1 protein-coding gene is annotated in these 404 nt (G+C 41.1%); it reads right to left on the reverse strand.

Annotated features, from left to right (window positions below; genetic code table 11):
* The coding region (gene rpsD / locus ETC00_RS20165) for a 30S ribosomal protein S4 (protein WP_171567788.1) at positions 1-404 on the reverse strand (404 nt) is incomplete at both ends.

Raw genomic sequence — 404 nt, forward strand, 5'->3', positions numbered from 1 at the left:
GTAAGTACCTTCTAATTTGTCTGCATCAAGCGTTAAGTAGTCAGGTACGAAGTTGTTTACTTCAAGCGCTTCTTTAATAATTTGAAGGTTGCGAGATTTTTCGCGAACAGAAATTGTTTGACCTGGTTTCACGCGATAAGATGGGATATCCACACGGTTGCCGTCAACTAAAATGTGACCATGGTTTACTAATTGGCGAGCTTGACGGCGAGTGCGCGCAAAACCTAAACGGTAAACAAGGTTGTCTAAACGAGACTCAAGTAAAATCATGAAGTTTTCACCGTGCTTACCAGCCATTTTTCCTGCTTCTTCGAACGTTTTACGGAATTGACGTTCATTGACACCGTACATATGGCGAAGCTTTTGCTTCTCTTGAAGTTGCATGCCATATTCAGATAATTTTT

This window comes from Brevibacillus sp. MCWH, assembly GCF_013096935.1.
In the GTDB taxonomy this organism is placed as follows: Bacteria; Bacillota; Bacilli; order Brevibacillales; family Brevibacillaceae; genus Brevibacillus; species Brevibacillus aydinogluensis.